The 21,135-nt window shown below is 67.0% G+C and carries 23 protein-coding genes; 13 read left to right on the plus strand and 10 right to left on the minus strand.

The window, feature by feature from the left end; all coding sequences use genetic code 11:
- Positions 1-42: 42 nt before the first annotated feature.
- The 4 genes from AC3WK8_RS19355 to AC3WK8_RS19370 all read left to right on the plus strand — a co-directional run bounded on the left by AC3WK8_RS19355 (position 43) and on the right by AC3WK8_RS19370 (position 4,143).
- Positions 43-825, plus strand: a complete 783-nt coding sequence (locus AC3WK8_RS19355) for a sugar phosphate isomerase/epimerase family protein (protein WP_103325559.1) — start codon at positions 43-45, stop codon at positions 823-825.
- Complete coding sequence (locus tag AC3WK8_RS19360; protein ID WP_103325560.1) at positions 818-1,774, plus strand: sugar kinase; 957 nt, start codon at positions 818-820, stop codon at positions 1,772-1,774. The genes AC3WK8_RS19355 and AC3WK8_RS19360 overlap by 8 nt, the downstream gene beginning before the upstream one ends.
- 74 nt (positions 1,775-1,848) lie before the next feature.
- Entirely contained in the window at positions 1,849-3,144 is a 1,296-nt protein-coding gene (locus AC3WK8_RS19365) for an MFS transporter (protein ID WP_103325561.1), read from the plus strand.
- A gap of 18 nt (positions 3,145-3,162) precedes the next feature.
- The gene (locus tag AC3WK8_RS19370; RefSeq protein ID WP_103325562.1) at positions 3,163-4,143 is read left to right on the plus strand and encodes a 2-hydroxyacid dehydrogenase; all 981 of its coding nucleotides are present in this window, start codon (positions 3,163-3,165) and stop codon (positions 4,141-4,143) included.
- A 172-nt stretch (positions 4,144-4,315) separates the two neighbouring features.
- On the opposite strand, the gene hcnC is transcribed toward AC3WK8_RS19370, so the two are convergent.
- The 6 genes from hcnC to AC3WK8_RS19400 all read right to left on the minus strand — a co-directional run bounded on the left by hcnC (position 4,316) and on the right by AC3WK8_RS19400 (position 9,565).
- Positions 4,316-5,560, minus strand: coding sequence for a cyanide-forming glycine dehydrogenase subunit HcnC (hcnC, locus tag AC3WK8_RS19375; protein WP_053128984.1), 1,245 nt, complete (start codon positions 5,558-5,560; stop codon positions 4,316-4,318).
- Complete coding sequence (hcnB, locus tag AC3WK8_RS19380) at positions 5,553-6,962, minus strand: cyanide-forming glycine dehydrogenase subunit HcnB (RefSeq protein ID WP_103325563.1); 1,410 nt, start codon at positions 6,960-6,962, stop codon at positions 5,553-5,555. Before hcnB ends, hcnC begins: the two co-directional genes overlap by 8 nt.
- On the minus strand, positions 6,959-7,276 hold the full coding sequence (gene hcnA, locus AC3WK8_RS19385; RefSeq protein ID WP_053128978.1) for a cyanide-forming glycine dehydrogenase subunit HcnA: 318 nt from the start codon (positions 7,274-7,276) through the stop codon (positions 6,959-6,961). The genes hcnB and hcnA overlap by 4 nt, the downstream gene beginning before the upstream one ends.
- Before the next feature lie 371 nt (positions 7,277-7,647).
- Entirely contained in the window at positions 7,648-8,589 is a 942-nt protein-coding gene (locus tag AC3WK8_RS19390) for a hypothetical protein (protein WP_085598354.1), read from the minus strand.
- A 189-nt stretch (positions 8,590-8,778) separates the two neighbouring features.
- Positions 8,779-9,174: a hypothetical protein gene (locus tag AC3WK8_RS19395; protein ID WP_103325564.1), complete on the minus strand. Its 396-nt coding sequence runs from the start codon at positions 9,172-9,174 to the stop codon at positions 8,779-8,781.
- A gap of 40 nt (positions 9,175-9,214) precedes the next feature.
- Positions 9,215-9,565, minus strand: coding sequence for a YdcA family protein (locus AC3WK8_RS19400; RefSeq protein ID WP_068578310.1), 351 nt, complete (start codon positions 9,563-9,565; stop codon positions 9,215-9,217).
- A gap of 180 nt (positions 9,566-9,745) precedes the next feature.
- On the opposite strand from AC3WK8_RS19400, the gene AC3WK8_RS19405 reads away from it, so the two are divergent.
- Both AC3WK8_RS19405 and AC3WK8_RS19410 read left to right on the plus strand, forming a co-directional pair.
- The gene (locus AC3WK8_RS19405) at positions 9,746-10,429 is read left to right on the plus strand and encodes a response regulator transcription factor (protein WP_053128966.1); all 684 of its coding nucleotides are present in this window, start codon (positions 9,746-9,748) and stop codon (positions 10,427-10,429) included.
- Positions 10,407-11,798 (plus strand): sensor histidine kinase, encoded by a 1,392-nt coding sequence (locus AC3WK8_RS19410; protein WP_103325565.1) that lies wholly within the window; start codon positions 10,407-10,409, stop codon positions 11,796-11,798. Before AC3WK8_RS19405 ends, AC3WK8_RS19410 begins: the two co-directional genes overlap by 23 nt.
- Positions 11,799-12,206: 408 nt before the next feature.
- Here AC3WK8_RS19410 and AC3WK8_RS19415 read toward each other — a convergent pair whose 3' ends face one another.
- The 3 genes from AC3WK8_RS19415 to AC3WK8_RS19425 all read right to left on the minus strand — a co-directional run bounded on the left by AC3WK8_RS19415 (position 12,207) and on the right by AC3WK8_RS19425 (position 14,355).
- Positions 12,207-12,467: a DUF1652 domain-containing protein gene (locus AC3WK8_RS19415; protein WP_085598361.1), complete on the minus strand. Its 261-nt coding sequence runs from the start codon at positions 12,465-12,467 to the stop codon at positions 12,207-12,209.
- A gap of 1 nt (position 12,468) precedes the next feature.
- A complete protein-coding gene (locus AC3WK8_RS19420; protein WP_085598363.1) occupies positions 12,469-12,720 on the minus strand; it encodes a CsbD family protein in 252 nt (83 codons plus the stop codon).
- Between the two features lie 135 nt (positions 12,721-12,855).
- A complete protein-coding gene (locus AC3WK8_RS19425; protein WP_085598365.1) occupies positions 12,856-14,355 on the minus strand; it encodes a helix-turn-helix transcriptional regulator in 1,500 nt (499 codons plus the stop codon).
- Positions 14,356-14,534: 179 nt separating this feature from the next.
- On the opposite strand from AC3WK8_RS19425, the gene AC3WK8_RS19430 reads away from it, so the two are divergent.
- A complete protein-coding gene (locus AC3WK8_RS19430; protein WP_103325567.1) occupies positions 14,535-15,065 on the plus strand; it encodes a GNAT family N-acetyltransferase in 531 nt (176 codons plus the stop codon).
- A gap of 105 nt (positions 15,066-15,170) precedes the next feature.
- Here the strand turns inward: AC3WK8_RS19430 and AC3WK8_RS19435 are convergent, their stop codons facing one another.
- Positions 15,171-16,484 (minus strand): sigma-54 interaction domain-containing protein, encoded by a 1,314-nt coding sequence (locus AC3WK8_RS19435; protein ID WP_103325568.1) that lies wholly within the window; start codon positions 16,482-16,484, stop codon positions 15,171-15,173.
- A gap of 253 nt (positions 16,485-16,737) precedes the next feature.
- On the opposite strand from AC3WK8_RS19435, the gene AC3WK8_RS19440 reads away from it, so the two are divergent.
- The 6 genes from AC3WK8_RS19440 to AC3WK8_RS19465 form a co-directional block, all read left to right on the plus strand.
- A complete protein-coding gene (locus AC3WK8_RS19440; RefSeq protein WP_068578323.1) occupies positions 16,738-17,622 on the plus strand; it encodes an MBL fold metallo-hydrolase in 885 nt (294 codons plus the stop codon).
- 26 nt (positions 17,623-17,648) lie between these two features.
- Positions 17,649-18,926 (plus strand): NAD(P)/FAD-dependent oxidoreductase, encoded by a 1,278-nt coding sequence (locus AC3WK8_RS19445; protein ID WP_103325569.1) that lies wholly within the window; start codon positions 17,649-17,651, stop codon positions 18,924-18,926.
- Entirely contained in the window at positions 18,923-19,750 is an 828-nt protein-coding gene (locus AC3WK8_RS19450) for a sulfite exporter TauE/SafE family protein (RefSeq protein WP_053128943.1), read from the plus strand. Before AC3WK8_RS19445 ends, AC3WK8_RS19450 begins: the two co-directional genes overlap by 4 nt.
- A 70-nt stretch (positions 19,751-19,820) precedes the next feature.
- Positions 19,821-20,261 carry a YeeE/YedE family protein gene (locus AC3WK8_RS19455; protein WP_103325570.1) on the plus strand — a complete coding sequence of 147 codons (441 nt, stop codon included), beginning with the start codon at positions 19,821-19,823 and terminating at the stop codon, positions 20,259-20,261.
- Entirely contained in the window at positions 20,258-20,677 is a 420-nt protein-coding gene (locus AC3WK8_RS19460; protein ID WP_103325571.1) for a DUF6691 family protein, read from the plus strand. Before AC3WK8_RS19455 ends, AC3WK8_RS19460 begins: the two co-directional genes overlap by 4 nt.
- Before the next feature lie 118 nt (positions 20,678-20,795).
- On the plus strand, positions 20,796-21,135 hold a 340-nt coding region (locus AC3WK8_RS19465; RefSeq protein ID WP_146043273.1), incomplete at its 3' end, for a YkvA family protein.

A 21,135-nucleotide genomic window follows, 5' to 3' on the forward strand; every position in this document is an offset into this window, starting at 1 on the left:
TTGACTCGAACAAAAATGAAACCGGTTTCAGAGGTAGGCAACATGACTAGATCACCCGTTTCCATCAGCCTGTCCAGCTACGGCGCGGACCTGGTGCGCCAGCACGGCCAGGGGTACTTCATCCCCCTGGTAGCCGCCGCCGGGGCGTCCTGCATCGAATGGCGCGAAGAACTGCTGAGCGGCGAGAACCCCGCCGAGCTGGCCCAGGGCGCCCGTGAACACGGGCTGGACAGCGTGTACTCCTCGCCCCTGGAGCTGTGGCAGCCGGGGCGCAGCGAACCGGCGCCGGAGCTGTCCGCCACCTTGCAGCGGGCCCGGGAGTTCGGCGCCCGCCAGCTCAAGGTATCCCTCGGCCACTTCAATGAGCATCACGACCTGCGCTGCCTGGCCAGCCTGCTGTTCCGCCAGCCGCTGCAACTGCTGGTGGAGAACGACCAAACCGCCCACGGCGGGCGCATCGAGCCGTTCCAGCGGTTCTTCAGCGCCGTGGAAACCCTCAACCTGCCGCTGCGCATGACTTTCGATATCGGCAACTGGCAATGGCAGGAGCAATCGGCGGTCAACGCCGCGCGCGTGCTGGGCCGGCATGTCGGCTACGTGCACTGCAAGGCGGTGCGCCAGCGGGTCGACGGCAAGCTGGTGGCGATACCGCCCGGCAGCCCGGAACTGCATCAGTGGGAACAACTGCTGCGGCACATGACCCAAGGTATTACCCGGGCCGTGGAATACCCGTTGCAGGGCGACGACCTGGTGCGGGTGACCGCGACCCAGGTCGAGCAATTGGCCCGCCTGGGCCAGTCGCGACTGGAGAACACCAATGTCTGAGATCGATATCCTGTCCTTTGGCGAGACCATGGCCATGTTCGTCGCCGAACACAGCGGCGACCTGGCCCAGGTCGAGCACTTCCACAAGCGCATCGCCGGTGCCGACAGCAACGTGGCCATCGGCCTGTCGCGCCTGGGCTTCAAGGTGGCCTGGCTGAGCCGGGTCGGCAACGACTCCCTGGGCCGCTTTGTGCTCGACACCCTCAAGGCCGAGGGCCTGGACTGCCGCTTCGTGCGTTGCGATCCACTGCACCCGACCGGCTTCCAGCTCAAGTCCCGGGAAGAGACCGGCGATGATCCCCGGGTCGAGTACTTCCGTCGCGGCTCGGCGGCCAGCCACCTGAACATCAGCGACGTCGCCCCTGCGCTGCTGCGCGCCCGGCACCTGCACGCCACCGGGATTCCCCCGGCGCTGTCGGATGCGACCCGGGAACTGACCCACTACCTGATGCGCACCCAGCGCGCCGCCGGGCGCAGCGTGTCGTTCGATCCCAACCTGCGCCCAAGCCTGTGGGCCAGCGAAGCGTTGATGATCCGCGAGATCAACCGCCTGGCGGCCCTGGCCCACTGGGTGCTGCCGGGCCTGGGCGAAGGCCGGCTGCTGACCGGCTACGAGGATCCGGCGGACATCGCCGCCTTCTACCTGGACCAGGGCGCCGAGGCAGTGGTGATCAAGCTCGGCGCCCATGGCGCCTACTACCGCACCCAACTGGATGCCGGCTTCGTCGACGCCGTGCCGGTGCCCCAGGTGGTGGACACCGTGGGCGCTGGCGATGCCTTCGCCGTGGGCCTGGTCAGCGCCCTGCTGGAAAGCTGCGGCATGGTCGAGGCGGTGCAGCGGGCCAACTGGAGCGGCAGCCGCGCGGTGCAGAGCCGTGGCGACATGGAGGGCCTGCCCTACCGCCATGAACTGCCCACCGACCGGCCATGCCTGGCGGCCGCGCTCTAGAGCCGGCCGGCCTCGAGGCCAAGAACCCAACAACCACCTGTTGCGACAAGAACAACAAGCTCAGGAGAACTGCCATGGATACGCTCAAACTCGCCGCCCGCCGTTGGTGGTACATCATGCCCATCGTCTTCATCACCTACAGCCTGGCCTACCTGGACCGTGCCAACTACGGCTTCGCCGCCGCCTCGGGAATGGCCGCCGACCTGAACATCACCCCCGGGCTGTCGTCGCTGCTGGGCGCACTGTTCTTCCTCGGCTATTTCTTCTTCCAGGTGCCGGGGGCGATCTACGCGCAGCGGCGCAGCGTGAAGAAGCTGATCTTCGTCAGCCTGATTCTCTGGGGCGGCCTGGCCACCCTCACCGGCATCGTCGCCAATGCCTACATGCTGATCGGCATCCGCTTCATGCTCGGCGTGGTGGAGGCCGCGGTGATGCCGGCGATGCTGGTCTACCTGTGCCACTGGTTCACCCGGGCCGAACGCTCGCGGGCCAATACTTTCCTGATCCTTGGCAACCCGGTGACCATGCTGTGGATGTCGGTAGTGTCGGGTTACCTGGTGGAGCATTTCAGCTGGCGCTGGATGTTCATCATCGAAGGCCTGCCGGCGGTGCTCTGGGCCTTCATCTGGTGGCGCCTGGCCGATGATCGGCCGAGCCAGGCCAAGTGGCTGGGCGAGCAGGAAAAACAAGACCTGGAGAACGCCCTGGCCGCCGAGCAGCAAGGCATCAAGGCGGTGAAGAACTACGCCGAAGCCTTCCGCTCGCCCAAGGTGATCATCCTGGCCTTGCAGTTCTTCTGCTGGAGCATCGGCGTCTATGGCTTCGTTCTCTGGCTGCCATCGATCCTCAAGCATGGCGCGCAGATGGACATGGTCGAAGCCGGCTGGCTCTCGGCCCTGCCCTACCTGGCGGCGGTGATTGCCATGCTCGGGGTGTCCTGGGGGTCGGACCGGATCCAGAAGCGCAAGCGCTTCGTCTGGCCACCGCTGCTGGTGGCCGCCTTCGCCTTCTATGGCTCGTACCTGCTGGGGGCCGAGCATTTCTGGTGGTCCTACGGCCTGCTGGTGATCGCCGGGGCCTGCATGTACGCGCCCTACGGGCCGTTCTTCGCCATCGTCCCGGAGATCCTGCCGGCCAACGTCGCCGGCGGCGCCATGGCGCTGATCAACAGCATGGGCGCCCTGGGTTCGTTCGGCGGCTCCTACCTGGTGGGCTACCTGAACAGCGCCACCGGTTCGCCGGCGGCCTCCTACCTGCTGATGAGCGGCGCGCTGCTGCTGTCGGTGCTGCTCACCCTGTTGCTCAAGCCCGGCGCCAGCACGCCGCAGGCCAAACCCCTGGCGCTGCGCCGGCGCCTGGCCCATTCCTGAATCGCCACAGAGACTTCCATGAAAAAACATCTGCTGCTGTACAAGAAACTCTCGCCGTCGCTGATGGCTCGCCTGCAGGAACAGGTGGCGGTCACCCTGATCGAAAACCTCGACGATACCGGCCTGGAGCACTTGCGCCAGGCCCTGCCCGAGGCCCACGGCCTGCTGGGCGCCAGCCTGCGCCTGGATGCCCCGCTGCTGGACCTGGCGCCACGGCTGGAAGCCGTGGCCAGCGTCTCGGTGGGGGTCGACAACTACGATATCGACTACCTGACCCGGCGCGGCATCCTGCTGAGCAACACCCCGGACGTGCTTACCGAGACCACCGCCGACACCGGCTTCGCGTTGATCCTGGCCAGTGCCCGGCGCGTGGTGGAGCTGGCCGGCATGGTTCGCGCCGGCCAGTGGAACCACAGCATCGGCCCGGCGCATTTTGGCAGCGACGTACACGGCAAGACCCTGGGCATCATCGGCATGGGCCGTATCGGCGAGGCCCTGGCCCAGCGCGGGCACTTCGGCTTCGGCATGCCGGTGATCTACCACAGCAACCACCCCAAGCCGGCCGTGGAGCAACGCTTCGGCGCCCGCTATCGCAGCCTCGAGCAACTGCTGCAAGAGGCCGACTTCATCTGCCTGACCCTGCCGCTGACCCCTCAGACCCAGGGCCTGATCGGCGCCCGGGAATTCGCCCTGATGCGCCCCGAAAGCATCTTCATCAATATTTCCCGGGGCAAGGTGGTGGACGAGGCGGCGTTGATCCAAGCGCTACAGGAGCGGCGCATTCGCGGCGCCGGGCTGGACGTGTTCGAACGAGAGCCGCTGGATCATCACTCGCCGCTGCTGCAACTCTCCAATGTGGTGGCCACCCCGCATATCGGCTCGGCCACCTTCGAAACCCGTGAGGCCATGGCGCGCTGCGCGGTGGACAATATCCTCGCTGCCCTGGCCGGCGATCGCCCGGCGAACCTGGTCAACCCGGCGGCCTGGAACCGCCAATAACTCGGCGCCCCTGTGGCCGCTGCGCGACCGTGCGCAGCCTCTGTAGCCGCTGCTGAGCCTGCGAAGCTGCGCCAAGGTCCGCAGGACCTTCCAGCAATCGCCCCCCCTGCGACAACGACTGCGCTAGAAACAAAAAGGCCCGCCGGCTTGGCTGGCGTTCAGGCCAGGCGCGCTACGCCAGTTTCTTCTGCGGCTCCAGGGCGAAGCGACGGGCCAGGAATGGCGTGATATCCAGCGGCAGCGCCTCCTCATGCACCAGCTTGTCCAGCAACACCCCGGTGATCGCCGAGGTCAGGATGCCGGTGCGGAAGTGCCCGCAGGCGTTGAGGTAACCCTGGATCCCGTCCATCGGCCCGAGGATCGGCAGCTCATCCGGCGAACCGGGACGCAGCCCCGCCCAGCAGCGCTTGAGGTTGACCTGTGCCAGCTCGGGAATGCAGCGCACCGCGCCCTGCACCAGGCCGTTGATCTCCGGATAGGTGGTGGTCACGTCGAAGCCCTTGTCCTCGGTGGTGCTGCCGATGAGGATCTCGCCGTTGTCCTTCTGCGCCATGTAGCAGTCGCTGGTGGTCAGGCAACCGTTGAGCAGCTTGGGCATGCGCTCGGTCAGGAGGATCTGGCCCTTGACCGGCTTGACCGGGATCTCCATCCCCGTGGCCTGCAGGCTCAGTTCCGCAGCCCAGGCGCCGGCGGCGTTGATCAGGGTCGAGCAATGGAACACCCCGGCCTCGGCGGTCTGCACGCCAGTGACCCGGTTGCCCTGGTGCAAGACACCGGTGACGTTGGTGTTGAAGAACACGTCGACGCCATTCTGCCGGGCGCCCTCGGTGTAGGCGTCGGTGAGGCGGAACGGGTTGACCTGATGGTCGCAGAGGAACTCCAGGGCGCCCTGGGCCTCATGGCTGATGCTCGGCTCGGAGGCGCGCAGGGCCGCCTGGTCGAGCCAGCGCACCTGCTCCGAAAGGTGCGGGATGCAGCCGACGATATGCTCGGCGTACAGCCGGTCTTCATCGTCGTAGATGACGAACTTGAGCCCGGTGTGCTCGAACTTGAAGTCCATGCCATGCAAGCCGATCAGCTCGCGGTGCAGGCGCGGGTACAGCTCGTTGGACTGCAGGGCGAAGTCGAAGAACGATTGCGGCAGGATGTGCGGGGTGCTGGAGTCCACCACCACCGCCGAGCCCTGGGCCTCGCGCTTGCGGTTGGCCGACATCATGCGAAAGAAGATCACCCCGCAACCCAGGCCCACCGATTCGCCGATGGCCCACAGGCCGCCGGCCGAGGCACGGCTGGCATTGCCCGGGCGCTTGGAGTCGATCAAGGCCACCTTCAGGCCCTTGCGCTTGGACAGCTGATAGGCGCAGGACGCCCCGATCACGCCGCCACCGGCGATTACCACGTCATAGTGCTTAGTCATGCTTGGAGACCTCCTGGTCGGCCGGCGCAAAGGCGGAGAATGGAATCGGATCCAGCGGGAAGCGCGGGCGAATCCAGCCCACATCCTTGCGCCCGGTGGCCTGGCGCAGGCGGTCGCTGCAATAGCCCACGCACATCCGCCCCTGGCAGTCGCCCATGCTCACCCGGGTGCGCATCTTCAGGCTGGCCATGTCCTCGACGCCCTGGGCCAGCGCCCGTTCGATATCGTTGCGAGTGGTGTGCTCGCAACGGCAGATCACGGTGTCGCCCTTGGGCAGTTCTATCTGTCCGACACCACGTGCGGTGTAGCGGTCCACCGCACCGCGAAAGCGCAGGATCGAGGCCAGCTTGCGCTCGTAGCCCTGGCGCCGGCGCAGGGCCGCTTCGTTACTCAACACATCGCGCTGCATCAGGATCGACAACGCTGCGATACGGCCACTGAGCATCGCCGCTTCACCACCACGGATGCCGCCCATGTCGCCGGCCAGGTGGATATGCGGCTCGCTGCTCTGCTGCCAGACGTTGGCGTTGGCCCGCAGGTAGCCGTCGTCGCTGAAGCTGTGCTCCAGGTCCATCTGCTGGCTGAGCTGGGTGCGCGGAATGAAGCCGTAGCCGATGGCCAGGGTCTGGGCGGCGATGCGCTGGGCCTGGGACATGTCCGGCTGCCAGTCGCTGGAATACGGGGCCACAGTCACTACGCTGAGGGCGTCCTGGCCCTGGGCCTCGACCACGCCCCAGCCATAGCGCAGGGCGATGCCGTGTAGCTTCAGGTAGGCCAGCATGCTCAAGCCATCGAGGAACAACTGCGGCTTGTTGAGCAGGGCCAGGCTCTGCTTGGCGATCTTGCCCAGGGCACTGGCCTCGTAGACTCCGGCCACGCGCACGCCTGCGGCATGCAGCTGGCAGGCCACCAGGGGCAGCAGCGGGCCGGTGCCGGCGATCACCACCGGGCTCTGGGGCTTGACCACCCCGCTCTTGATCTGCAATTGCAGGCCACCGAGCAGCTTGACCCCGGGCAGGGTCCAGCCGGGGAACGGCACGCTGCGTTCGTGGCAGCCAGCGGCCAGCACCAGTTGCCCGTAGGGCACTTCCTGCACTTGTTCCTCGCCATCGAGCAGCATCAGGCTATGGCTGCCTTCGGCGCCGATCACCCGGCTGTTGAGGCGCACGTCGATCATCTGTTCATGGTCGCCGAAGTCACCGTGCAGCTTGGCCAGCATCTCGCTGTAGCGCGGCCCCAGGTAATCCAGCTGTACGCCATCGCGCAGTGGCCCGCGATAGACCACCCCGCCCAGGCGCGAAGCCTCTTCGATCAGGGTGCTGTGCACGCCGTGCTCGGCCAACTCGATGGCCGCTGCCATGCCCGCCGGGCCACCGCCGACGATTAGCGGATTCTGGCTCATAGGCTGGGCTCCGTTTCATTGATGCGGTTGGTCAGGGTCTGCACCTGCATGCCTGGCTTGACCAGGGTCTGGCAGGCCCGGCGCTTGTGCCGGCCATCGATCTGCACCAGGCAGCAATGGCACACGCCCATGCCGCAGTAGGCACCCACCAATTGCCCATGGTCGTTGCGGGCCACCTGGCGCAGGCCGGTGGCCTGGATGACGCTGAGGACGGTCTCGCCCAGCGCGGCGGTGACCGGCTGGCCATTGAGGCTGATGGTCATGTCCGCATGCTGCAGCGGCTGAATATCGAAGTTGCGGTCTATCTGACGCATTGCGGTTCATCCGTGAAGAAGTGAAAGGCGGTTGCCGGCATCCTGCCGTCCGGGTCCCGGCGCGGGGACGTGGCAACGTCACGGTTCCGGAGACTCTGCCAGAACCAGGCGCGGGCCAATCTAGTCGGTTTGTCGGACACGAGTATTGACTTGGGCCAAGCAAATGCCCGCGCAACGTCATGAAAATGCCGCCAGTGTCCCGACGTCTCGGGCCAGGGGCAAAAAAAACCGCTGCGGGCACAGGCCGGCAGCGGTTCACAGTGGCATCAACGCGCGGGCATCAATGCATGAACAGGGCAATCAGGATGATTACCGGGATAGGTACGCCGAGGAACCACAAGAGTAATGAGCGCATGGGGGATATCTCCTGATCAATGGGTGGCAAGGGGCGCTGTGGTACGTGGCTGGAGGTCGGTCTCGACCCAGACCACCGCGTCCCGACGACGGCCGCCGTATAGCGCGGCCAGGCTGGCGAAGAAAGCGCCGCACAGTAGTGCGATGAACATCCACAGCGAGGACCATGCAGCGACCTTGGCAGCGGTATCGGCTGCCTCCCTGGCCGCTTGCTTGGCCTGTTCCACGGCCTGGTGGGCCTTGGCGAACACTTCATCGACCCGCCGCTCGGCCTCGGCCTGGCCGAGGTTGGTACGCTGGGCCACCAGTTGCGCAAGGTAGGCCCGGTCCTCGGTAGCCAACTGACCATCGTTGCCCAGGGTCCGCACGAAGATGCGCGACACGGTGCCCCGGGCCGCATCGTCACTCACTGCCACCGGGCGATCATCGCGAAACAGACTGTCGACGAAGTAGCCATAATCCTCCCGGGAACCCTGGCTGGCCGCCTGACCGGCCACTTGGGTCGCCGCTCCTGCAACGCCGCCGGCCAACTGAGCACCAGCCTGCAGGCCGCCGCCAACCAGGCTGCCAACGGTGCCTACCAGCAACGTCGCGGTGACCAGGGTCGCCACGGCCCAGGCCAGGAAGCCATGGGCGGTGTCGCGAAAATACACTTCATCACCGTGCAGGTTGGCCCATTTCACCCGCAAGCGCCCGGCCAGGTAGCCGCCCAGGGCCGCAGCGACAATCTGCGTCAGAGCCAACCAGACGATGCTGGAGATACCCAGGCCCTTGGCGCCCAGGCCACTGCCGGTCCAGGGCGACACCGAGGAGAACCCCAGGCCCAGGCCCAGCAGCAAGAGGATCAACGACAGGGCCGCAGCCGCCGCGGCGCCGGCGAAGATCGCCGACCATGACACCCCCGAGCCATGGCTGGAGACATCGGTGGTAGCAAGCAGGTGTTCAGAAGGTCTGTTCATTGTTGTTCTGCTCCTGGCAGATGAAGGTGACGAAGCAAGTCTCGATCAGGGGATTGCAGTCGTCATGCCAGTTGCACGAAACCAATGAATGCTTTGTTTTTCAGTAGGTTGCAGCGCGAACAAAACGCCAGGGGCCGGGCAGATTGCCCACTGGATCGGTTGTCCGGCGGGCGTTCTGCACGGTCAGACTCAGGCCTTGGCCCGGACGTAGTAGTACAGGTCGCGCCCCTTGAGCCAGGCAAAGCGGCCCAGCAAGGCGATGATCCAGTAACCCAGCAGGAACTGGCCGATGCTGGTTCCAGGCCAGGGCCCCAGGATCATCAGCAGGATGCACATCGGCAGGCAGGCCCAGGCGCCAAAGCGCAGGCCGAAGAGCATCAAGAGGCCCGGGATCACGGCGGTCAGCGGCGTCAGCAGGAGGATCTTGACGCCCGTGGTCACCAACAGGCTCCAGGCATGATGCGGCACGGCGCCCACCAGGGCGATGGCCACGGGCAATGCCAGCAGGATCTGGCTCAGGCTGTTGAGCACCAGGCTCACCAGCAGCAGCCAGCCCAGGCGTTTGAAACGGGAGGTGTTGTTCATCGTCGATAGTCTGGAATGGAAGGATCCGGCGCCGGCTTGGCTAGCGCCGCTTGTAGCTTTTATTGCCACTGGGCGTCAGGCAATAGACCCCGCCCCTGGGCCCGGTGCAGAAGCTGCCGGAGCCGCAACTGCAGCCCTCGGCGTCGCGCAGCAACGGTTGCGCCCGGGGGCTGGGTGCAGGTTCGCCGAACATCAGCGCGCAGTTTTTCTTCGAGGCGCTGATGGAGCCGTCGCGGCACAGGAACAACTCGCCATCGCAGCGGGCAATGCCGCCCTTGCGCCCGGAGCAGGGCTGGTTGCCCGCCAGCGCAACGCTGCTGCCCAGCAAAAGGAGCAGGCCCAGGCACAGCAATGAAGCGGGTTTGCTGCCCATTTGGATCACCCTGCCCATGCTCGTGCCTCCTGGCAAAAAAGTGGCCAGATGATATCAGCGTTCTGGCCCAGTGACGCTGGATTTCACTGACCATGATGGGGTGAGTGCGATAGATGAAAGTTTTTTTAGAATCCAGGCCGCGGTTTCTTGGCAGAATGCCCTCCTGTGCCATGAACCCTTGCAACAGGTGCTCCGCCCATGACCCGCATTCTGACCATTGAAGACGACGCCGTGACGGCCCGGGAAATCGTCGCTGAACTGAGCAGCCACGGCCTGGACGTGGACTGGGTGGACAACGGCCGCGAAGGCCTGGTGCGCGCCGTCAGCGGCGACTACGACCTGATCACCCTGGACCGCATGCTGCCTGAGCTGGACGGACTGGCCATCGTCACCACCCTGCGCACCATCGGCGTGTCGACGCCGATCCTGATGATCAGCGCCCTGTCCGATGTCGACGAGCGCGTGCGCGGCCTGCGCGCCGGCGGCGACGACTACCTGACCAAGCCCTTCGCCTCCGACGAGATGGCGGCCCGGGTCGAGGTGCTGCTGCGGCGCAAGAACACGGTCAAGGATTTCGACACCAGCCTGCGGGTGGCGGACCTGGAGCTGAACCTGATCAGCCGCGAGGCGACCCGCGCCGAGCAACTGCTGAGCCTGTTGCCCACCGAATACAAGCTGCTGGAATTCCTGATGCGCAACACCGGGCAGATCCTCTCGCGGATGATGATCTTCGAGGAGGTCTGGGGTTATCACTTCGACCCGGGGACCAACCTGATCGACGTGCACATCGGCCGCCTGCGCAAGAAGATCGACCCACCCGGCATGGCCCCGCTGATCCGCACCGTGCGAGGCTCGGGTTATGTCATCGCTGAACCCCTCTAAGGGCTGGCGCTCTTCCAGCAGCCGCCTGCTGGCGCTCTACAGTTCGCTGTTCGTGGCCTGGAGCTGCATCCTCATGGGGGTGCTGTACTACGAGGTCTCCAACTACCTGGACAGCCTGGCCAAGCACTCGCTGATGCAGCGCCAGCACCTGTTCGCCCGCTTCGAGGGCGAGCAGTTGGTGGAGGCCCTGGCCACCAGCATGACCTTCGACATGCGCGCCATCGACGCCTACGGCCTGTTCGACGCCCAGCGCCGGCCACTGAGCGGGCCGATCCGCGAGATCCCCGAGGACCTGCCCCTGGATGGCCAGATCCACGAGCTGAAAAACTGCATCGACTCCGACGACCCGAGCCTGCCCCGGGACAGTTGCGATGCGGTGGCCACCCTGACCCGCGACGGCCGCTGGCTGGTGCTGGTGCGCGACAACGGCTCGCTGTTCGCGGTGACCCGCATCATCCTCCACGCCCTGCTCTGGGGGATTTCCCTGACCATCATTCCCGGCGCGGCCGGCTGGCACCTGCTGCGGCGCCGGCCGTTGCGGCGCATCCGGCAGATCCAGGCCAGTGCCGACGCCATCGTCGCCGGCGACCTGACCCGGCGCCTGCCGCTGTCCAATCGGCGCGACGAGCTGGACATGCTGGCGGCCATCGTCAACGCCATGCTCGAGCGCATCGAGCGGCTGATGCATGAGGTCAAGGGTGTGTGCGACAACATCGCCCACGATCTGCGCACCCCATTGACCCGCCTGCGGGCCCAGCTCTATCGCCTGCAACAGCAGGCCGAAGAAGGCTCGCCCCAGGCGTTGCAGATGGACCAGTTGCTGGCGGAAGCCGATACCCTGATGGCGCGTTTTCGCGGGTTGCTGCGGATCTCGGAACTGGAAGACCGTCGGCGCCGTTCGGGTTTTCTCGAACTCGACCCCTTGCCGCTGCTGCAAGAGCTGCATGATTTCTACCTGCCCCTGGCCGAGGAAGGCCGCCTGAGCCTGGTGCTGGAGGTGCCGCCAAGCCTGCCGCGCATGGTCGGCGACCGGGCGCTGCTGTTCGAGGCCCTGGCCAACCTGTTGAGCAACTCGATCAAGTTCACCCCACCGGGTGGCGAGGTGATCCTGCGTGGCCTGGACGACGGCGGCAGCCCGCGCCTGGAAGTGCTCGACTCCGGCCCGGGGATTCCCCCGGCGGAGCGCGCCGCGGTGTTCCGGCGCTTCTACCGGGTCGACGAAAACAACGCCCAGGGCGGCTTTGGCCTGGGCCTGTCGATCGTCGCGGCGATCGTCGACCTGCACGGCTTCAAGCTCGACGTCGGCACCAGCGAACGCGGCGGCGCCCGCCTGAGCCTGGACTGCCACCCCAACCTGATCACCGAATAGCCGCTGCCCCTGTGGCCGCTGCGCGCCCATGCGCAGCCTGCGGCAGCGGCCACACGCAGCGGTCTGCGCCAGTCAGGCCCGGGGCAATTGCCAGCCGTAGTGCACCGAGAGCATGCGCAGGGCGAAACACGCGCTGCCGGCCAACCAGGCGCAAGCCATGGGTGCCAGCCCCAGGCGTCGGGCGAGGATCAGCCTTCCACGGCGAACACCGCGGTCCCGGCCAGATCCGCCACCAGGACGATATTGTCCAAACGACCGGGCACACCCTGGACCCGGGCGTTCACGGTTCACCACGATCGGAGCAGGGAAAGACTGCGGACATGGAGCCGACTCGCAAGGCCGGCCGCGAGCGCGGCCAGCGACCCTTTGCTTATAGTCCAGCGCCAGCGGCGCCGCCATCGAGAAGGCTCAGGGCGTCAGGCCGATGCGCCCCAGGGAGTTGCTGTCCAGCTCATAGAGCAGCTCGTCGATCATCTTCGCCACATCGGCCTCGCTGCGCAGGGCCTTGAGGCTGAGCCCGCTGGCCACCAGGTCGACCCGGCCGCTGTGGGGCTCGAACACCCGCAGGGTCAGGGTGCCGTCGCCCGCCGTGGTGAAGCTGCAAGCCAGTGGCGCCAGGCGCTGTTCGATACAGGCCCGTAGCTGCGCCTGGGTAATCACCCCGGGCATCTCAGCGACGCCGCAGCAACAGGCCGGCCAGCAGGCCGACACCCGCCAACAACGCCGCGCTGGCCAGCGGACGCTCCCGGGCCCACTGCAAGCCCCGGTCCAGCACCTGGCCGTAGTGCTCCTGCAACTGGCCTGCCGCTTCCCGGGCCATGCCTCGAGCCTGCATCGGCTCATCGTCCAGCAGTTCGCCCACCATCGCCTGGGCCTTGCCGGCCGCCTTGTCCACCTTGCCCTTGAGCTGTTCGCTCGCCATGTCGATTGTCCTTTCGCTGTGGTTGATCGGGCGCCAGGTTCCACCAACGGACCTGCGCACACTCACAGCCTAAGAAGCCGCGACGCTTGGCAAAAGGCGCATATGCACTAGCCGCACTAGTGCATGTGCACCAGCTCAACGCGGCCCGCCCACCAGGGCGCCAGCGAACAACCCACGCTCGCGGGCCCAGACGATGGCCTCGCCACGGCTGTGCACGCCGAGTTTGGAATACAGGGTCGCCACGTGGTTGCGCACGGTATTGAGGGCCAGTTGCAACTGGGCGGCGATCTCCTTGTCCGCCAGGCCCTGGTAGATCAACCCCAGTACTTCACGTTCGCGGGCGGTCAGGTCGGCCGAGGACGGGCCCGGGGCGCCAGGGCCACGGCTGTTGCGGACATTGGCGAGTTTTTCGATCAGGGTCTGGCTGAACCAGGAAGCGTCGCGCATCACCTCCTCGATAGCGCCCACCAGCTCCAGTTCGGAACGCTTGCGATCGCTGATATCCATCAGCACCAGCAGGTAGCTGGGCTGGTCCTGGATCACCACGGTGTCGGCGTAGGCCACGCAGTCGATCAGCTCGGCGCCCTTCTTGCGCACCTTGAGGTCCTGGCCCATGACGTGGCCGCTCTTCTCCAGCTGGCCGAACAACTGCCGGGCCGCCGCCTGCTCGGCGATGAAACCGATGCTGTCGATGGTCTTGCCCAGCAGTTCCTCGCTGCTGTAGCCGCAGGTGTTGAGGAAGGCTTCGTTGACGTCGACGATCTGCTGCTCGGCGCTGCACACCAGGGTCGGTACCGGGGTCAGGCGGAACGAGCGGGCGAAGCGCTCCTCGCTCTGGCGCAGGGCGATCTCGGCCTTGCGCCGCGGCTCCAGGTCCATGAAGGAAAACAGCATGCAGTCTTCGTCGTTGATATCCAGGGGCTGGCCGGCGACGATCACCAGCTTGCTGCCGCCTTCGGGCAGGCGCAGCTCGGCCTGCATCTGCGGAATGGTCGCGCCCTGCCCCAGGCGCTCGATGGCCAGGTCCTTGTGCTCGGCGTCCTCCAGCACATCCAGCTCGTACACCGAGCGGCCGATCACCTGGTCCCGGGCGTAGCCGGTCATTTCCAGGAAGCCCTGGTTTACCTTGATGTAGCGCAGGTCGCTGAGGCGGCAGATCACCGCCGGCGCCGGGTTGGCGCTGAAGGTCTTCTCGAAGCGCTGCTCGGCGCTGGCCCAGTCGGTGGCATCGCTGAGAATCAGCACCAGCGATTCCGGGACGCCGCTGCGATCAGTGAGGATCATGCTGCGCACCCGGTGCACCCAATGCCTGGACTGGCCGTCGATCTCGGCCTGGACCTCCACCACCACATCGCTGAAGGTCTCGCCGGCGGCCACCCGGCTGATGGGGTAGCTGTCCAGGGCCAGGGGATGGTTGTTGCGATAGCGCAAGGCATAACGCTTGGCGTATTCCCGGGCATTGGCGCCCAGCTGGCTGACTTCGCTGACCCCGTGCATGGCCAGGGCCGCCTCATTGGCCCAGAGCAGGCTCCTGGCCTTGTCGGTTTCGATCAGGATCACCCCGTCGGACAGTCCCGAGATGATCTGCTGCAATTGGCGGCGATTGGTTTCGGTGGCAAGTACGGCCTGGCTCATGGCATCTCCTGAAGGCCACGGCAATGGCCGGGCAAGGGACAAGGGCAACTGCCATTACGACCACGGGCCGGCGCCATCGTGCCCGGGCATTGCACCCTGGCACTCTGGCCCTATCACTCTGGCCCTGGCACGCAGGCTCGAAGTAAGCTGCGCCACCCCGACCTGGCAAGGAACGCAGCATGATCACCATCCGTGAAGCCGAACACCGCGATCTGGAAACGTTGCAGACCATAGGCCGCGCCACCTACCGCGAACATTTCGCCTCGATCTGGAGCGCCGAGGGCATGCAGCGTTTTCTCGACCAGGACTTCGCGCCCCAGTTGCTGGAGCAATCCCTGGCCGCCCGGCACCAACATATGTGGCTGCTGGCCCTCAACGCGCAGCAGGTGCCCATCGGGTTCGCCAAGCTCAACTGGAACCGGCCCATGCCCGGCAGCGGCAAGGTCGGGGCCGAGTTGCAGAAGATCTACCTGCTCAAGTCCCAGGCCGGCCAGGGCCATGGCCGGCTGCTGCTGGACCACGTGTTGCAACGGGCCAGCCAGGGCGGCGCGCGCTGCCTGTGGCTGGACGTGCTCAAGAGCAACGTCGGCGCCCGGCGCTTCTATGAAAGCGCCGGCCTGCGCCAGGTCGGCGAAGTACCCTTCAGCACCGACCTGGAACAGATCGGCATGTGGGTCATGGCCTGCGACCTGCCCACCCCCACCCTGTAGGCGCTGCTGCGCCTGCGAAGCTGCGCCAAGGCCCGCCGGGCCTTTCAGCCAGCGCCTGGCCAACCGCCCTCTGGCGGCGCGGCTACACGAGACGATATCTAGCGGCTACAGGCCCAGGGCCTTGAGCCGGCGGTACAGGGTGCGTTCGCTCAGGCCCAGGGCCTTGGCCAGTTCGGCGCGCGAGCCATCGAACACTTCCAGGGCGTGGGCCAGTTGCTCCAGGTTCTTGCCGCCGCGACGCCGGGCCACCGGGGCCGCAGGTTGGGAGCTGCGCAGCTCCGGCGGCAGGTCCTGCAGGCGGATCACCCCGTCGTCGCTGAACAGCCGTGCCCGCTCCAGGATATTGCGCAACTCGCGGATATTGCCCGGGAAGGCGTACAGCCGCAGTTGCTCCAGGGCCGCCGGATCGAGCCGCAACATCGCCCCCGGGTCGAGCCGGCGCAGCAGGCTGTCGATCAACAGCGGCAGGTCGTCGCTGCGCTCGCGCAGGGCCGGCAGGCGGATCGGGAAGGCGCTGATGCGGTAGTACAGGTCCTGGCGGAAGGTGCCGGCCGCGACCATTTCCTTGAGCGGCTTGTGGGTCGCGGCCACCAGGCGAAAGTCCGAATGCACGGTGCGCAGGCTGCCCACCGGACGAAAACTGCCGGACTCGATCAACCGCAACAGCTTGACCTGCATTGCCAGCGGCACTTCGCCGATCTCATCGAGGAACAGCGTGCCGCCGTGGGCCGCTTCGGCCAGGCCGATCTTGCGTTGCAGGGCCCCGGTGAAGGCGCCCTTCTCGTAACCGAACAGCTCGCTTTCCAGCAGGCTCTCGGTCAGGCCGGTGCAGTCCACCACCACCAGCGGTCCGCCGGCCCTTGGGCTGCCGTCATGCAGGGCGCGGGCGAACAACTCCTTGCCGGTACCCGATTCGCCTTGCAGCAGCACCGGGATCGGCGCCGGCGCTGCCCGTTGCAGGGCGCCAAGGGCTTCATTGAACGCCGGCGAGCGCCCCACCAGGCCATGTTGCTGCGGCTGCACCGAGGCAACGGCCACCGAACTCAGGCGCTCGACATAGGCCACCACCGTGCCGTCTTGGCCAATGATCGGCCGCAGCTCCACATCCACATGCTCCGGCCCGCGCGGGGTGTGATGGATATGCAGCATGCGTTCCGGCACCCGGCTGTCGTGGGCCTTGCGCATCGGGCAGTGCTCGCCGGCCTGGTCGCATGGCACCGCGAACTGATGGGACACCCGGTAGCACTTGGCGCCCACATGGGGCTTGCCGGCCACGCCGAACTGGCGCTGGTAGGCCGCGTTGGCGGCAATGATGTTGTAGTCGGTGTCCAGCACTATGCTCGGTTGAGGATCGTGCTCCAGGTAGGACACCAGGGCAGACATCCGCGAATTGGCAAGGTCGGTGGCGATCAGGGACATGACAGGCTCCAGGGCAATGGCGAAAGCTTAAAGCAAGGCGCCCGCCACTGCCATTTTCTGCCACCTACTGCCAACTCACTGCCACTTCCGGGTGACAGTCACCCCGCCCAAAGCCCCGGAGCAGGGCCTTGGCAAGCTTGCACACCCAGTAACGGGTGCCGGCCGGCGCTATGTCGGGTTGGCACGTTTATTGACAATCCAAGGCAGGAGCGGCAGCGCAGACTGCCCTCGCCCTTCATTGCCGGAGTGCCCCATGATCATCAGCGACACGCTGCGTGTAGAAGCCTTTTTCGACAGCCACACCTGGACCATCAGCTACCTGGTGATGGACCTCGCCACGCGCCGCTGCGCCCTGATCGACAGCGTGCTGGACTACGACCCCAAGTCCGGCCGCACCCGCACCGAGTCCGCCGACCGCCTGGTGGCCCGGGTCCGGGAGCTTGAGGCGCAAGTCGACTGGATCCTGGAAACCCACGTCCACGCCGACCACCTCTCGGCCGCCGCCTACCTCAAGGAGCAGCTCGGGGCCCAGGTGGCCATCGGCGACCAGATCACCCGGGTGCAGAAAGTCTTCGGCGCGCTGTTCAACGAAGCCCCGGTGTTCGCCCGCGACGGCAGCCAGTTCGACGTGCTGCTGGCCGACGGCAGCGAGTTCGCCATTGGCCAGCTCACCGCCCGGGCCATGCACACCCCGGGGCACACCCCGGCGTGCATGACCTACCTGGTGCAGGTGGGCGAAGAGCAGGTGGCCTTCGTTGGCGACACCCTGTTCATGCCCGACTACGGCACCGCCCGCTGCGACTTCCCCGGCGCCGACGCGCGGACCCTGTACCGCTCCATCGGCAAGATCCTGGCCCTGCCACCGCAAACGCGGTTGTTCATGTGCCACGACTACCTGCCCAACGGCCGCGAGCTGCAGTACATGACCACCGTGGCCGAACAGCGGGCCAACAACATCCACATCCACCAGGGCGTCGACGAGGACAGCTTCGTGAAGATGCGCGAAGCCCGTGACGCGACCCTGGACATGCCGGTGCTGATCCTGCCCTCGGTGCAGGTCAACATGCGCAGCGGGCACTTCCCCGAGCCCGAGGACAACGGCGTGAGCTACCTGAAGATCCCCCTGAACACCCTATAACGATTACTCCATACGGAGACCTTGCCATGCGTCCCATCCACCCTGCCCCGCGTGCCGTCGACGGCAGCCACCAGGTGCTGATCGTCGGCGGCGGTGCCGCCGGTATCGCCGTCGCCGCCAGCCTGCTGTCCCGCGATCCCCACCTGGACGTGGCGATCATCGACCCCGCCGACACCCACTACTACCAACCCGGCTGGACCCTGGTAGGCGCCGGCGTGTTCAGCGCCGAATCCACCCGCCGCGACATGGCCTCGCTGATGCCCAAGGGGGTCAAGTGGCTGCGCCAGGCGGTCAGCCGCTTCGAGCCCGAGCACAATGCCCTGGTGCTGGCCGACGAGCGCGTGCTGGCCTATGACCAGTTGATCGTCTGCCCCGGCCTCAAGCTCGACTGGGCGGCCATCGACGGCCTGCCCCAGGCCCTGGGCAAGCACGGCGTGACCTCCAACTACCGCTACGACCTGGCGCCCTACACCTGGGAGCTGGTGCAGCAACTGCAACAGGGCCAGGCGCTGTTCAGCCAGCCGCCGATGCCGATCAAGTGCGCCGGCGCGCCGCAAAAGGCCATGTACCTGTCCTGCGATCACTGGTTGCGCCAGGGCCGCCTGGGCGCGATCAAGCCGCGCTTCATGAATGCCGGCGGCGTGCTGTTCGGCGTCGCCGACTACGTGCCGGCACTGATGGAATACGTGAAGAAGTACGCCATCGACCTGGACTTCGGCCACAACCTGATAGCGGTGGACGGCCCGGCCAAACGCGCGACCTTCGTCCGCACCCTGGCCGATGGCACCCAGCAAACCCTGGAACGGCCATTCGACATGCTGCACGTGGTGCCGCCACAGTGCGCCCCGGACTTCATTCGCCAGAGCCCCTTGGCTGATGCCGCCGGCTGGGTCGACGTCGACCCCCACAGCCTGCGCCACAAGCGCTTCGCCAATATCCACGGCCTGGGCGACGCCACCAACACCAGCAATGCCAAGACCGCCGCGGCCGCGCGCAAGCAGGCGCCGGTGGTGGCCAACAACGTGCTGGTGGCCCTCAAGCGCCTGACCCGGCTGGCCCATTACGACGGCTATGGCTCCTGCCCGCTGACCGTGGAACGGGGCAAGATCGTCCTCGCCGAATTCACCTACGGCGGCAAGCTGGCCCCCAGCTTTCCCGCCTGGCTGCTGGACGGGCGCCAGCCGACCCGGCGCGCCTGGTGGCTGAAGGAGATGATCCTGCCGCCGCTGTACTGGCGCGGCATGCTCAAGGGCCACGAATGGCTGGCGCACCCGACCCTGGCCACGGACACCTCCCAAGCATGAATGAACACAGTCTGCTGGGTGCGGGCCTGGGGGCGATCATCGGCGCGATCCTGGCCCTGACCGGGGCCGGCGGCGGCATCCTCGCGGTGCCGCTGCTGGTGTTCGGCCTCGGCCTGAGCATGGTCGAGGCCGCCCCCATCGGCCTGCTGGCGGTGGGCCTGGCCGCCAGCGTCGGGGCCATCCTCGGCTTGCGCCAGGGCATCGTGCGTTATCGCGCCGCGGGGTTCGTCGCCGGCATCGGCATCCTCATGGCGCCGCTGGGGCTGTGGCTGGCCCACCGCCTGCCGAACCTGCCACTGGCCCTGCTGTTCGCCCTGGTGCTGCTGTACGCCTGCGGGCGCATCCTGCGCAAGGCCAGCCTGGAGCTGAAACAGGGCCGGCCGGCGCCGCGCCCGGCGTTCCAGCCCTGCGTGCTCAACCCGGCCCAGGGCCGGCTGCGCTGGACCCTGCCCTGCGCCCGGGCGCTGACCTTCACCGGCCTGCTCTCCGGGCTGCTGTCGGGGCTGCTGGGGGTCGGTGGCGGTTTCGTGATCATCCCGGCGCTGAGCCGCTACACCAACCTGGACAGCAAGAGCATCGTCGCCACCTCCCTGGCGGTGATCGCCCTGGTGTCCCTGGGCAGCGTGGTGACCGCCAGCCTCAGCGGCGTGATGCACTGGGCGGTGGGCGCGCCCTTCGCCCTCGGCGCGGTGTTGGGCCTGGTGCTCGGCCGCCAGATCGCCAGCCACCTGGCCGGGCCACGGCTGCAACAGCTGTTCGCCGTCACGGGCATCTGCGCCGCCCTGCTCCTGGCCGGCGGCGCGCTGGGCCTGCTGCCCCACTGAAGCATCCGAGCCCGCCACGGGTTATGGCCTGTGGCGGGCTGGCCCTCTTCCTGACGTGAGGACCCCTGGCATGTCCATCGACCTGCTGCACTTCAGCCCCTGGTCGGCCCTGGCCGGCGGCGTGTTGATCGGCCTTTCGGCCGGCTGGCTGATCGCCGCCAACGGCCGTATCGCCGGCATCAGCGGCCTGCTGGCCAGCGTGCTGCAACCGGCCGGCGAAGGCTGGGCGGAAAAGGCCCTGTTCATCCTCGGCCTGCTGCTGGCGCCGCTGCTGTGGGGGCTGTTCGTGGCCCTGCCGCCCGTGGAATTCCACAGCGACACGCTCGGCCTGATCGGCGCCGGCCTGCTGGTGGGCCTCGGCACCCGCTATGGCAGCGGCTGCACCAGCGGCCATGGGGTCTGCGGGATCTCCCGGCTGGCGCCACGCTCGATCATCGCCACCCTGTGCTTCATGGCCACCGGCTTCGCCACCGTGTGGGTCACCCGTCACCTGCTGGGGCTACTGCCATGAAGCGCCTCAGCGCCTTTGCCGCAGGCCTGGTGTTCGGCCTCGGCCTGCTGCTGGCCGGCATGGCCAACCCGGCCAAGGTCCTGGGCTTTCTCGACCTCGCCGGCCAGTGGGACCCGTCCCTGGCCCTGGTGATGCTCGGCGCCATCGCCAGCGCCTGGTGGCCCATGCGCTGGGCCCGGCAACGCTCGCACTCCCTGCTGGGCGCACCGATGCAACGGCCAGGCAAACGCCCCCTCGACCGCCGCCTGATCGGCGGCAGCCTGGTGTTCGGCATCGGCTGGGGCATTGCCGGCATCTGCCCCGGCCCGGCGCTGGTACTGCTGCCCAGCGGGCATTGGCAGGCCTGGGTGTTCGTGCTGGCGATGCTATTGGGGATGCGGCTGTTCAGTTACCTGGAAGGTTGGCGCCAGGCCTGAGGGCAACCCACGCGACGCCCATGGCCGCCAGCAGTTCCCGGGGAAAAGCTCACCGCTGCCAGCGCACACACGCAACGCCCACCATGACCTGGCGCCCGTTACCCGCAAGGAGCCCGCCATGTCCACCGGCCATATCCTGGAACAAAGCTTCCACCGCTGCCTCTGGCGCAAGATCAGCCGCTACGCCCTGCATGTCGGCCGCAGCCTGATCACCAAGGCCCTGTGGCTGTACTACGCCGCCCAACGCCCAGAAACCCCGGCCTGGGCCAAAAGCACCATCTACGGGGCCCTGGGCTACTTCGTCCTGCCCCTGGACCTTATCCCCGACGTACTGCCCGGCATCGGCTACGCCGACGACCTCGGCGTGCTGAGCCTGTCGATCGCGGCGGTGGCGGCGCATATCAATCAGGAGGTCAAGGAGCAAGCGGCTGGGCGGTTGGGGGAGTGGTTTGGGGAGT

This window comes from Pseudomonas sp. FW507-12TSA, assembly GCF_058781435.1.